Annotated in this window: 8 protein-coding genes; 1 reads left to right on the top strand and 7 read right to left on the bottom strand. The window is 41.0% G+C overall.

Translation table 11 applies throughout. The features are described 5' to 3' along the window. Positions 1 to 98: 98 nt before the first annotated feature. From glnA to gltB, 7 genes are all read right to left on the bottom strand, one after another. Positions 99 to 1436 carry a type I glutamate--ammonia ligase gene (gene glnA, locus BN1068_RS12110; RefSeq protein ID WP_077603112.1) on the bottom strand — a complete coding sequence of 446 codons (1338 nt, stop codon included), beginning with the start codon at positions 1434 to 1436 and terminating at the stop codon, positions 99 to 101. Positions 1437 to 1523: 87 nt separating this feature from the next. Continuing rightward, a complete protein-coding gene (locus BN1068_RS12115) occupies positions 1524 to 1931 on the bottom strand; it encodes a MerR family transcriptional regulator (protein ID WP_077603113.1) in 408 nt (135 codons plus the stop codon). Between the two features lie 115 nt (positions 1932 to 2046). After that, positions 2047 to 3288, bottom strand: a complete 1242-nt coding sequence (locus BN1068_RS12120) for a methionine gamma-lyase family protein (protein ID WP_077603114.1) — start codon at positions 3286 to 3288, stop codon at positions 2047 to 2049. Positions 3289 to 3292: 4 nt separating this feature from the next. After that, the gene (gene hflX / locus BN1068_RS12125) at positions 3293 to 4534 is read right to left on the bottom strand and encodes a GTPase HflX (protein ID WP_077603115.1); all 1242 of its coding nucleotides are present in this window, start codon (positions 4532 to 4534) and stop codon (positions 3293 to 3295) included. An 89-nt stretch (positions 4535 to 4623) separates the two neighbouring features. Further along, on the bottom strand, positions 4624 to 5535 hold the full coding sequence (gene spoVK / locus BN1068_RS12130) for a stage V sporulation protein K (RefSeq protein WP_077603116.1): 912 nt from the start codon (positions 5533 to 5535) through the stop codon (positions 4624 to 4626). A 338-nt stretch (positions 5536 to 5873) separates the two neighbouring features. Further along, the gene (locus BN1068_RS12135) at positions 5874 to 7370 is read right to left on the bottom strand and encodes a glutamate synthase subunit beta (RefSeq protein ID WP_077603117.1); all 1497 of its coding nucleotides are present in this window, start codon (positions 7368 to 7370) and stop codon (positions 5874 to 5876) included. Beyond that, on the bottom strand, positions 7363 to 11937 hold the full coding sequence (gene gltB, locus BN1068_RS12140) for a glutamate synthase large subunit (RefSeq protein ID WP_077603118.1): 4575 nt from the start codon (positions 11935 to 11937) through the stop codon (positions 7363 to 7365). Before gltB ends, BN1068_RS12135 begins: the two co-directional genes overlap by 8 nt. A gap of 120 nt (positions 11938 to 12057) precedes the next feature. On the opposite strand from gltB, the gene BN1068_RS12145 reads away from it, so the two are divergent. Continuing rightward, the gene (locus BN1068_RS12145; RefSeq protein WP_077603119.1) at positions 12058 to 12951 is read left to right on the top strand and encodes a glutamate biosynthesis transcriptional regulator GltC; all 894 of its coding nucleotides are present in this window, start codon (positions 12058 to 12060) and stop codon (positions 12949 to 12951) included. Positions 12952 to 13003: the final 52 nt, after the last annotated feature.

A 13003-nucleotide genomic window follows, 5' to 3' on the forward strand; every position in this document is an offset into this window, starting at 1 on the left:
TAAAAAAAGATACTGGCAAGAATAAATAGTCCCTGCACAGTATCTTAAAAAATCCATTATTGATCAGAATTTAATAAATAAAATCCCTTTTGTTTGTATTAATAGTTCGTCAAATACTGCTCGCGCTCCCATGGGTGCACCGTAGTACGGAACATATCCCACTCGATATCCTTCGCTTCAATAAAGTGTTCAAATAAATGCTCACCTAAGGAATCTACCAGCACTTCATCCTGTTCAAGCAGGTTCATAGCTTCCTTCAATGTTGACGGTAAATCTTTTACACCATTTTCTTCACGTTCTTTTTTATTCATGACGTAGATATTGCGGTCAACAGACTCTGGAACTTCTAATTCTCTCTTAATACCATCCAAACCGGAAGCCAACAGAACAGATAACGCCATGTATGGGTTCGCTGTCGGATCCACACTGCGGACTTCTACACGCGTACTTAATCCGCGGGAGCTTGGAATACGTACAAGCGGACTGCGGTTTGAAGCTGACCACGCTACATAACAAGGTGCTTCATAGCCCGGTACCAATCGTTTATACGAGTTAACTGTCGGATTTGTTACTGCAGTAAAGTTTGTTGCGTGATCAATGATTCCGGCAATAAACTGATAAGCTGTTTTACTTAACTCCAGCTCACCTTTTGTATCATAGAATTTATTTTCTTTACCGGCAAAAAGAGACATGTTCACATGCATTCCGGAACCGTTCACTCCAAATAAAGGCTTCGGCATAAATGTTGCATGCAGATTATGCTTTCTGGCAATTGTTTTTACTACTAATTTAAAGGTTTGAATATCATCCGCATGCTTTATTGCATCCGAGTATTTAAAATCAATTTCATGCTGCCCCGGTGCAACCTCATGGTGGGATGCTTCAATCTCAAAGCCCATTTCTTCAAGCTCTAAAACAATATCACGGCGGCAGTTTTCACCCAAGTCGGTTGGGGCTAAATCAAAATAGCCGCCATGGTCATTTAATTCCAATGTAGGTTCTCTATTTTCATCCAGTTTAAATAAGAAGAACTCCGGCTCTGCACCAATATTAAACGCATCAAACCCTAATTCCTCCATTTTTTCCAGGTTGCGCTTCAGGTTATAGCGCGGGCAGCCTGCGAATGGAGTACCATCCGGATTATAGATGTCACAGATAAAGCGCGCCACTTTTCCTTTTTCAGAAGTCCAAGGAAATACGATGAAGGTATCCAAATCCGGGTGCAGGAGCATATCTGACTCCTCAATACGTACAAACCCTTCAATACTGGATCCATCAAAAGCCATTTTATTATCTAAGGCTTTGTTTAATTGGCTTAAAGGAATTTCAACATTTTTAATCGTCCCGAGCATATCTGTAAACTGCAGACGAATAAAACGTACATTCTCCTTCTTAATCTGACTTATAATTTCTTCTTTGGTTAATTTCTTAGCCATTTGTTCTCCTCCTAAAAATCTTTGATAATATGAAAAGAAAGTCTTCACTACATTGGATGTGCAGTCAGAAATCTTTTTAACCTGATACTAGTGTTTCACAAAAAAGCGTGCTAATTCCCCTTGTCTCATACTTGCTTTCCCGTATCTGCCAGCTTCATTTAATTCGTTTTTCAGGATTCCCCTCAGCTCTTCGTCGGTCAGATTAGCCGGTGTTTTTTTCTTTTTCTCCGTTACTGCCTCCAAAGTTTCTTTTTTCTCTTCGTCCAGCAGAAGCTTAATTCCAGCCATATTTAGTCCTCTGTCCAAGAGATCCTTAATTTGAAGCAGCCTGTCTACATCATTAAATGAAAATAGACGCTGATTTCCTTTGGTCCGCTCTGGAGCAATTAAATCATTTGCTTCATAATAACGAATTTGTCTTGCAGTCAGTTCGGTTAATTTCATTACTATTCCTATAGAGAATAAGGGCATTGAACGACGGTCCATATCATTCAAAAGATGACCCCCTTCTTTGTTAATGTGTTCAGTATATAATATGTCAGTTTTAATGTCAATTAAGTGTCAGGTTATTTGACATATAAATCACGCTTTACTTTCTTTTTCCCGATGGCTAAGAAATTAAACCTTTATTTTCCAATGTTTTCACAGCTTCCACGATGGCAATTTTAACATGCGTATAGGTTAATCCACCTTGAACATAGGCTGTATAAGGAGGACGAATGGGTCCGTCGGCAGACAGTTCGATACTTGCGCCTTGAATAAATGTACCTGCAGCCATAATAACCTGATCTTCATAACCGGGCATTTCACTTGGATAGGGTTTGACATATGAATTTATTGGTGAATTCTCTTGAATTGCCTGGCAAAAAGCAATCATTTCCTCCGCTGTATTAAAAGTAACTGTTTGTATCAGATCTGTCCTTTTCTCCTGATAAGATGGAGATGTTTTAAAGCCCGCCAGTTCTAAAAACCGCGCTGTAAATAGAGCGCCTTTTAAAGCCTCTCCTACGGTATGCGGCGCCATAAAAAAGCCCTGATACATTTCCTGCAGCATTCCAAGAGAAGCTCCTGTTTCTTTCCCGAGGCCAGGTGCTGTCAGTCTGTTGGCACATAAATGGATAAGGTCTTTACGGCCTGCTATATAGCCTCCTGCCCGTACCAGTCCTCCTCCAGGATTTTTAATAAGCGATCCCGCAATTAAATCAGCGCCGACATGCAAGGGCTCTTTTGTTTCCGTAAACTCTCCGTAACAGTTGTCCACAAATACAATAACAGAGGAGTCTATTTCTTTTACGAAAGCAATCATTTCTTTTATTTCATTAACTGTAAAGGAAGGCCTTGTACCATAACCTTTTGAGCGCTGAATAGCAATAACTTTTGTCTCTTTTGTCCAGCTTCTTTTTATCTCTTCAAAGTCAACTTCTCCAGTATTTTTTAATGCAACCTCGCGATAACCAATTTGAAAATCAGCAAGCGATCCTTCTTCTTTTCCCGGCTTTCCGATTACTTCCTCTAATGTATCGTATGGATGTCCTGTAATGTATACCAGCTCGTCCTGCGGGCGCAGTACACCGAATAAAGCGGTTGTAATAGCATGTGTGCCGGATACGATTTGCGGACGCACAACAGCATCCTCTCCGCCAAAAACGTCGGCATATACTGCTTCTAAGCCTTCTCTGCCCAAATCATCGTATCCATAGCCTGTTGTTCCCTGCAGGTGCGAGTCGCTGATTCTGTGATTCCTGAAGGCCTCCAGAACACGTCTTTGATTTTTCTCTACAATTTCCTGGATATACTGATGACCTTCCAAACAATCTTTTTCTGCTTCTATAACTAGTGATTCTGCTTGCATTTATTTACTTCTCCTCTACAAAACGGTGAAATGGATGATCTTTTCTGACATAGCCCTGAACATGAAATTGATTTGTTTCTTCCAGCAGCTCTTTTTTAACTACTAACGCAGCGGATTGCAGCTGATATAATAAATCTCCTTCACTCGAATCTAATACAATGTCAAATAAATCCCATTCTTCCTTTAATACCTCTTCTATTTTTACTAATAATGCTTGTAAATCCTCTTCTTTCAATGCGCTGATTTGAATATTCGGGAATTGATTAGCTAAAAAGAAATCTGCTTTCAGCTGGTCTTTTTTATTATAAACCGTTAATACAGGGATATGGCCGGCATCTAATTCGGTTAAGAGTTTACGGACCGTTTCCTGCTGCTGTGATAAATCAGGATCAGAAATATCCACTACATGCAATAGAAAGTCTGCTTCTCTCACTTCCTCCAGAGTTGATTTAAACGCTGCAATCAGTGCAGTAGGAAGATCCTGAATAAAACCTACTGTATCCGTAATTAAACTTTTCAATCCGCCGGGCAACTGAATACGGCGGGTAAGCGGATCCAGGGTGGCAAATAATTGATCCTCTTCTAATGAGTGACTTTTGGTCAACCGGTTAAAAATAGTCGACTTTCCCGCATTTGTATAACCGACAATGGCAATTTGAAAGACATCATTTGCTCTTCTCCGCTTTCTATACTGATCGCGCTGCTTCACTACTAATTGAAAACGGCGTTTTATATCATAAATTCTTCTTTCAATATGCCGGCGGTCTGTTTCTAATTTTGTTTCTCCCGGACCTCTTGTCCCGATTCCGCCGCCGAGTCTTGATAAATTAGCCCCTTGTCCATGCAGACGGGGAAGCAAATACTCCAGTTGAGCAAGTTCTACCTGGAGCTTCCCCTCCTTTGTTTGTGCACGCATTGCAAAAATATCCAATATTAATTGACTCCGGTCTAAGACACGGACATCCAGCGTGTCTGCTAAATTGCGAACTTGACCAGCAGATAACTCATTATTTGCTACTACTAAATCAATTTCCTCGTTCTGTACAATCTGAGCAACTTCCTGAAGCTTCCCCTCACCAATATAGGTGGCTGGATGGATACGGTCCCGATTTTGCGTAATCACATGCTGTACTACTCCTCCAGCAGTTTTACACAGAGAAATCAATTCATCTAAAGAAGACTGAAATTGACGTTCTGATTTTTGGGATTGATTAACCGAAATTACTAATACTTTTTCTACTGTCATAGCCTACCTCTTTCTTATCGCTTAGTACATTAAAAATTTTACTTTCTTAACATGTAAAAAAGGTCTTATATATATCATACCCACTAATTCTATTCTAGCAACAAATCCTGCTCTGTTAAAATAATTAAATCTCTGGATACAATCTGTTCCGAGGTAAGCAGCCGGACCGCCTGCATACGGATTGCCTTCTCAATAACATTTCTTACATATCTCGCATTGGAAAAATTAATGCTGTCTTCCCGGAGTTTTTTTGACAAATGATTGCGCAGCTTCCATTCCGCCGGCTTTGATAATTGATATTGCCTTTCTTTAAGCATGCGGTTACCAATGTTTAGCAGTTCATCCACAGAGTAATCATCAAAATCTAAAATAAATGGAAATCTGGATTCAAGTCCGGGATTCATTGTAAGGAAACGATCCATTTCCCGGGGATAGCCGGCGAGAATAAGAACGATATCTTCTCTAGAGTCTTCCATATGTTTTACCAGCAGATCAATTGCCTCTTTCCCAAAATCCTTCTCACCGCCTCGTGATAAAGAATATGCTTCATCAATAAATAAAACACCGCCCATTGCTTTCTGAATGACAGCCCTTGTTTTTTGCGCCGTCTGCCCAATGTATTCTCCTACTAAATCTGCACGTTCTGCTTCGATAAAGTGACCTTTGGAAAGAATATTGATATTATGATAGAGCTTAGCTAATTTACGGGCAACTGTGGTTTTTCCCGTTCCCGGATTTCCCTTAAACAGCATATGAAGAACCTGTTTTGAACTTTTTAAACCTTGCTCCTTCCTCTTTTCATTTATAAGAATATTTGCGTAGATTTCTTTAATAGACGTTTTTAAATCATCCAAGCCGACAAAAGATGCAAATTCTTTATCTATTATTTCAAGTGGCGAATGTTTTTGCTTTTTTACACGGACCTCCCTGCCGGTTTGCGGTGTATTCTCGTGTAAAATAATATTAATACGGCCATTTTTATAACCTTCCGCTTGTGCCAATTCTCCATCACCCCTTATTCATTAACAATATACGCAGATAACTGAAAAGGGGTGACAAATGCCTATGGATTCGTAATAGCTTATGTAATTATTTTTTTAAAGAGAGGGATGTTATATATTATACTATGTGAAACAGAAGTTCGTATATAAAGAAAATAAACCCGTCTCCCGATGCTTTAGTGTTTGAAGGGAAGCATCATTCAGCAGGGTTATACAGTCCGTTACTCTGCAATAAATAAGTGAGGTGAAATTCCAGGAATAGAATTTCACCTCACTTATTAGCATATCACCCATGACATACTGCAAATTCGGGTTTCATATTTGATTATTCTTTTAGCCTACATAGTTGCAACAGTCGGCAAGGAAGTCTCACCCATTAAATATTTATCAACCTGATAAGCCGCTTCTCTCCCCTCGTTAATCGCCCAGACAATTAAGCTCTGTCCTCTGCGGGCGTCCCCTGCTGCAAACACATTTTCTTCTGTTGTTAAAAAATTTCCGTAGGCTGCCAGCACACGATTTCTCATTGTTTTCACCCCAAAAGCATCTAAAACGGGCTCTTCCGCACCTTCAAAGCCGATAGCAATCAAAACAAGCTGTGCCGGCCAGATTTTTTCTGTTCCCGGAATTTCCTCGAAAAAGAAGACACCATTTTCATCTTGTTTTTTCTCCATTTGAATAGTGTGCAGCTCTGTCAGATTTCCCTTTTCGTCTGTTACAAACTTCTGTGTTTGAATAGAATACTCGCGGATATCCCTGCCGAACTTTTCTTTCGCTTCTTTGTGTGCGTATTCCAGGCTGAATACTTGCGGATAAGCCGGCCACTGATTTTTTTCAGCCCGTTTAATCGGAAGCTGTGGGTGCTTACCGAATTGTACAATGCTTTTAGCCCCTTGACGAATTGCCGTTGCAATACAGTCTGCACCAGTATCTCCGCCGCCGATAACAATAACATCTTTCCCGTCAGCATTTAACTCATCTTCCAATTCGATATTATTATCAAGCAGCTTCTCCGTTGAGCGGGTCAGATAATCCATTGCAAAGCGGACGCCTTTTCCATCTCTGCCTTCTAAAGGCAGCTCACGATGCTTCTGAGCACCAGTGCATAGAATAACAGAATCAAAAGTTGCTTTGATTTCTTCTGCTGAAATATCCTTGCCTGCCTCTGTATTTAAAACAAAATGGATACCCTCCTGACGAAGCAGCTGGATACGCCGTTCAACAACGCTTTTCTCCAGCTTCATATTGGGAATGCCATAGGTTAATAACCCGCCGGCACGATCAGCGCGTTCATAAATCGTCACCTCATGACCTGCTTGATTCAACTGATCGGCTGCAGCTAACCCAGCTGGACCCGATCCAATAATAGCAACCCTTTTTCCAGTACGTATATCTGGAATTCTCGGTTCGATCCAGCCTTCTTCAAAACCTTTATCAATAATTTTCTGCTCGATATTTTTAATCGTTACCGCAGGATCATGGATTGCTACTGTGCAGGAGCCTTCACATGGTGCCGGGCAGACTCTGCCGGTGAATTCAGGAAAATTATTTGTTTTCATCAATCTGTCTAACGCTTCCTTCCATCTGCCTTTATATACAAGATCATTCCATTCCGGGATCAGATTATAGACAGGACAGCCGGATGTTGCACCTTCTATTTCCATGCCAATATGACAAAAGGGGATACTGCAATCCATACAGCGTGCCCCTTGTTCTCTTGCTGCTTTATCAGAGAAAGAGCCAGCGTATTCTTCCCAGTCTTTAACCCGCTCCAGCGGTTCACGCTCACTTGCAGTTTTTCTTTTTATTTCCATAAATCCTGTTGCTTTACCCATTTACTCTGGCTCCTTTCTCATTCCTGATGATTGTTTCTTCATCTAAGGTTACAGTCATTTTTTTATTTTTCTTTGCCATAAATGCTTCATAACGAGCATCCTCTGCGCTTAAGCCCTGCGCTTTGAACCATTCGATTTGCTGCAGCATTAATTTATAATCTGTTGGAATCACTTTTATGAATTTCTTTATTTCTTCCTGCCAGTTCTTTAAAATAAACGCTGCTTTTTCACTATCCGTATAATCCAGATGGTTAATAATTAAATCCTTTACTTCCTCCTGTTCTTTGGGATCAGTTAATTTTTCAAATTGAATCAGCGCCTTATTTGTCAAGGACTTAAATGCTGAAATATCGTCCGGTCTTACATAGGCGATACCGCCCGACATTCCGGCAGCGAAATTCTTGCCGACATTCCCAAGGATAACAACCCGGCCGCCTGTCATATATTCACAGCCATGATCTCCAACACCTTCTACCACAATTTTCGCGCCACTATTTCTGACTGCAAATCGTTCGCCTGCATAGCCTTGAATATATGCCTCTCCACTTGTTGCGCCATAGAAGGACACATTTCCTGCAATAACATTATGACTTGGATCAATCGTTGAATCCTTTGGAGCACGGACAATTACCTTACCTCCGGAAAGCCCTTTTCCAACATAGTCATTGGCATCGCCAGTCACTGTCATTGTCATACCTGATGGAATAAATGCTCCAAAGCTTTGACCGGCTGATCCTGTGAAATGTAAATTAATTGTATCCTCCGGCAGACCTTCCTCTCCGTATTTTGCAGTAAGCTCGCTGCCGACAATCGTACCGGTAACACGGTCTGTATTTTTAATCGGAAAGCTTGCCTGCATGGCTTCTCCTGTCTTTAATGCATCTTGAACAGCAGGCAAAATTTCTTTTAAATCTAAGGATTGGTCTAACTTATGATCTTGCACGGCGGTATTTCTTTTTGTGCCTTCCGATTGATAGATCAGGGTTGATAAATCAAGATATTTCGCTTTCCAATGTGTATCGGCACGACGGGATCTTTCCAGGTATTCTGTATGTCCAATCATTTCATCCATTGTCCGGAAACCAAGCTCTGCCATAATTTCACGAACCTCTTCAGCGATAAACCGCATATAGTTCACAACATGATCCGGATCTCCGGCAAACTTTTTACGAAGCTCCGGATTTTGTGTTGCAACACCAACCGGACAGGTGTCTTTATGACAGACGCGCATCATTACACAACCAACTACAACTAATGGGGCTGTAGCAAATCCGAATTCTTCCGCTCCAAGCAATGCTGCAGTTACGACGTCTTTTCCGGTTAACAGTTTGCCATCTGTTTCTAAAATAACACGGTCTCTCAGTCCATTTAACATTAATGTCTGATGCGCTTCTGCCAAGCCTAATTCCCATGGAAGTCCAGTATGCTTTATACTGGTTTTTGGTGACGCGCCTGTTCCGCCATCGTAACCGACAACAGAGATAACATCGGCATTCCCTTTTGCCACCCCTGCAGCAATCGTTCCGACTCCTGATTTTGCTGCCAGCTTGACGCTAACTCTTGCTTTGCGGTTTGCATTTTTCAAATCATGGATCAGCTGTGCCAAATCCTCGATAGAATAAATATCATGATGCGGCGGCGGTGAAATCAAATCCACTCCAGGTGTAGATCTGCGCACATCGGCAACCCATGGGTAAACTTTTTCAGCTGACAGCTGACCGCCTTCCCCAGGCTTTGCTCCCTGTGCTACTTTAATTTGCAGCTCTTTTGCATTTACTAAATAGTTGCTCGTTACACCAAACCGACCGGATGCTACCTGTTTAATCGCACTGGAACGTAAATCTCCATTTTCATCCGGAGTGAACCGGGATTTATCCTCTCCGCCTTCCCCGCTGTTGCTTTTACCGCCGAGACGATTCATCGCAATTGCCAGTGTTTCGTGTGCCTCTTTACTAATTGAACCAAATGACATCGCACCCGTTTTAAAACGTTTGACAATGGATTCAACCGATTCAACTTCTTCAATAGATATAGGTTCCTTTTTCTTAAAATCAAATAGATTTCGCAAAAAGCTTATACGTTCTTCGTTGGATTCTTTAGAAAATTGTTTAAAAAGCTTATAATCACCCCGTCGGCACGACCATTGCAGCTTATAAATTGTCGAGGGATTAAACGCATGATGTTCACCTGTTTTTCTCCATTGAAAATCACTTCCGGAATCAAGCAGCTGGCTAATCGCTTCCTGATACCCTTCATGGTGACGTTTTTCTGTTTCCAGCTGAATTACGTCAAGTCCAATTCCATCAATTTGTGAAGCTGTACCGGTAAAATGTTCTTCAATGACCTGTTTGCTGATCCCGACAGCTTCAAAAATTTGTGCACCACGATAGCTCTGCACAGTTGAAATACCAATTTTAGACATTACCTTGATGATGCCCTCTGAAGCAGCTGCTATATATTTCGCCTGCGCTTCTTTTGGAGCCAAAGCCAATTTACCCGCTTCGAATGCCTGCTGATAGGTTTGATAAACCAGGTAAGGATAAATTGCATCTGCTCCATAACCGAGCATTGCTGCAAAATGGTGTACCTCACGCGCCTCACCTGATTGGATAATGATACTCGCTTTCGTACGGATACCTTCACGGATTAGAAATTGATGCAGCCCGCTGACCATAAGTAATGCCGGTATTGCTTTTCGCTTGTGATCCATTTCTGTATCACGCAACACAAGAATATTTTTCCCATTTTCAATAGCAGTTCTTGCTTGTTCAAATACCCGATGCAGCGACGCTTCCATATTCTCTGTAAACAATGTCTCCATGATTTCTGTCTGTAAACCATCGAGTTCATTATTTTCTATCTTTCTCATTTGTACATTTGATAAAATTGGTGAGTCTAATCTTACCCGTTTTTTCTTTTCTGTTTCCGGATGAAGGATATCCCCCTCACTTCCAAGCCATGTCAGCATCGAGGTCACCAGTTGTTCCCGATAAGCGTCAATCGGAGGATTCGTTACCTGGGCAAAAAGCTGTTTAAAATAATTAAATAAACTTTGCGGATGCTCAGATAAAACGGCTAATGGGGCATCATTTCCCATTGCTCCAATCGGGTCTTTTCCATCCTGGACCAATGGAATTAAATATTTTTCGATATCCTCCATGGTATAACCGAACGCTTTTTGTTTATGGAACAATTGCGGATCCAGTTCTCTGGTTTCTTCCACTTCTGGTTCTAAAACCGTTGTTTGTTCTTCCAGCCAGTTTTGATAAGGATATGCATTCGTAATAGCCGATTTTATTTCTTCATCAGAAATAATTCTTCCTTCCCCGATATCTACTAACAGCATTTTTCCCGGGCTCAATCGTTCTTTTAATAGAATATTACTCTCTTCTGCATCAATCACTCCAACTTCGGAGGAATAAATAATATAATCATCTTTTGTGACATAATATCTTGCCGGGCGCAAACCATTTCTATCTAAAATAGCTCCAATTTGTTTTCCATTCGTAAAAGTGATCGACGTCGGTCCGTCCCATGGCTCCATCATCAGGCTGTGATACTGATAAAAAGCACGCCGCCTTTCACTCATATGATCATTTTTATCCCAAGGCTCCGGGATAAGCATCATTGCTGCATGTGCAGGCTCTCTGCCTGCCAGAGTTAAAAATTCCAGCGCATTATCCAATGTTGCTGAATCACTGCCGTCTCTGCGGAGAATTGGCAATAATTTTTTCAAATCATCACCAAACGCTTCAGAAACAAATTGCTTTTCTCTTGCCCGCATCCAATTTACATTTCCACGTAATGTATTAATTTCGCCATTATGGATTAAATAACGGTTCGGATGTGCCCGTTCCCATGAAGGAAATGTGTTTGTACTGAACCGGGAGTGAACGAGCGAAAAAGCGGAAACAAAATCAGCTTCTTGTAATTCCAAATAAAATCCATTTACCTGCTCTGGAGTCAGGAGACCCTTATATACGATAGTTCTGCTGGAAAGGCTGGGAACATAAAAACGAATATCTCTTTTTTCTGCCCAATGCTCTGCCTGTTTGCGGATAACATATAACTTTCTCTCAAAATCCAGATCATCAGCAGTTCCATTCGCCTGAATAAATACTTGTTTAATTTCCGGAAGTGTTTCAACCGCTCCCTTTCCAATACAAGAGGAATTAACAGGCACATTTCTCCAGCCGATTAACTGCTGTCCTTCTTGTGCAATGAAAGCATTTACTTTCTCCATTACTTCCAGCTGCTCCTGTTCGCTTTGAGAGAAAAAGACCATGCCGACAGCATATTCACCAGCTGGGGGAAGCTTAAAGTCCCGACATACTCTTCTGAAATATTGATCAGGAATCTGCACCATTAATCCGGAACCATCACCAGTCATTGGATCACTTCCCTGCCCGCCGCGATGCTCCAGCTTGCACAGCATATTTAATCCTTGTGTAACAATATCATGTGTCTGCTTTCCTTTTATATGCGCATATAAGCCAATTCCACAGGCATCATGTTCAAAATCCGGGTGATATAGCCCTTGTGCTTTTGGCAAATCTCGAAAAACCATTCTGCGTTCCTCCATTCCGTTTCCATTAAAAGTGGGTAAGATACATTTTATGTTTTTTTATCTATCCAAACAATATATAATAAACATAATACTAATCTAATTTTGATATGAGGTGGAAATATGGAACTGCGTCAACTGAAATATTTTGTTGCAGTAGCAGAACGGGAGCATGTGTCAGAGGCTGCGTTGGAACTGCATGTTGCCCAGTCGGCAATCAGCAGGCAAATTTCAAATTTAGAAAGGGAATTAGGAGTTCAGCTTTTTGAAAGAGTCGGAAGAAATGTACATTTAACAACAATCGGAAGAATATTCTTAACACACATAAAATCAGCTTTAAAAGGGGTGGATTATGCAAAGAAGCAGGTAGATGAATACTTGGACCCGGAGCGGGGCTCGATAAAAATCGGTTTTCCGACAAGTCTGGCAAGCAATCTCTTACCAACGGTACTATCAGCTTTTAAGAAAAAGCATCCACATATACGCTTTCAATTAAGACAGGGCTCTTATAATTTTTTAATTGAAGCTGTCAGAAACAGAGAAATTGATTTAGCCTTTCTTGGGCCAGTGCCTGATAATCAGCCTGATATTATTGGGAAGGTTCTTTTTATGGAAAATTTTTATGCCCTTATTCCCAGATCTCATTCTAAATCTGCAGAAGAAAAAATTGCAGCAGAGGATTTAGAACATGAAAATTTTGTGCTGTTTCCAGAGGGCTATGTACTTCATCAGCTTGTTATTGATTTTTGTATCCGTTCAGGTTTCACACCAAATATTTATTCTCAGGGGGAGGATTTAGATGCTATTAAAGGACTTGTAGCGGCCGGAATGGGGATTACTTTACTACCTGAAAGTGCTTTTAATGATTTAAACACCGCATACAGTTCTAAAGTAGCGATTGATAACTCGCCTTTAAAACGCACAGTCGGAATAATTATTCCAAAAAACCGTAATCTGGCACCCTCTGAAATGGTTTTTTATAATTTTATTCAGGATTATTTTCAGGTCGGGGAATAACGAAAAGTGCAAGACATTGCGTAAAATAACAGATAGCGGATAGCGGGTATAA

This window comes from Oceanobacillus sojae (genome assembly GCF_900162665.1).
GTDB lineage: Bacteria > Bacillota > Bacilli > Bacillales > Amphibacillaceae > Oceanobacillus > Oceanobacillus sojae_A.

Coding starts and splice junctions, on each gene's coding strand:
- BN1068_RS12145 (WP_077603119.1), top strand. CDS start 12,058: ATGGAACTGCGTCAACTGAAATATTTTGTTGCAGTAGCAGAACGGGAG.
- BN1068_RS12120 (WP_077603114.1), bottom strand. CDS start 3,288: ATGCAAGCAGAATCACTAGTTATAGAAGCAGAAAAAGATTGTTTGGAA.
- hflX (WP_077603115.1), bottom strand. CDS start 4,534: ATGACAGTAGAAAAAGTATTAGTAATTTCGGTTAATCAATCCCAAAAA.
- glnA (WP_077603112.1), bottom strand. CDS start 1,436: ATGGCTAAGAAATTAACCAAAGAAGAAATTATAAGTCAGATTAAGAAG.
- gltB (WP_077603118.1), bottom strand. CDS start 11,937: ATGGTTTTTCGAGATTTGCCAAAAGCACAAGGGCTATATCACCCGGAT.
- BN1068_RS12135 (WP_077603117.1), bottom strand. CDS start 7,370: ATGGGTAAAGCAACAGGATTTATGGAAATAAAAAGAAAAACTGCAAGT.